The organism is Lactobacillus nasalidis, assembly GCF_016587775.1.
Classification (GTDB): domain Bacteria; phylum Bacillota; class Bacilli; order Lactobacillales; family Lactobacillaceae; genus Lactobacillus; species Lactobacillus nasalidis.
Window position 1 is genome coordinate 1 of sequence record NZ_BOCG01000677.1, and the last position, 252, is coordinate 252.

General features: G+C 44.8%; 1 pseudogene. It reads left to right on the forward strand.

Annotated features, from left to right (window positions below):
• Positions 1–252: pseudogene (locus lacNas_RS12940) on the forward strand (helix-turn-helix domain-containing protein); the annotation flags it as partial.

Genomic DNA, 252 nt, shown 5'->3' on the forward strand with positions numbered 1-252 from the left:
AATCTTCTTTGGCTTCCGACCCGAAAAAGCTGACTGAAGAACAGAAAGTACTGCTTAAAGAAAAGCCTTCGCCGAGTGAACGAAGAGTTCGTAATATGTTAGTTGCCGATAAAAAAGACTGGCAGTATACACAATCAGCCCGAATTCTGCAACTGGCAATTTCCGACTTGGGCAAGGCTTGGAACAATTTCTTTGACAAGGCCCAACCAGACTGGGGCAAACCAAAATTTCGGTCAAAACGGGAATCCAGAC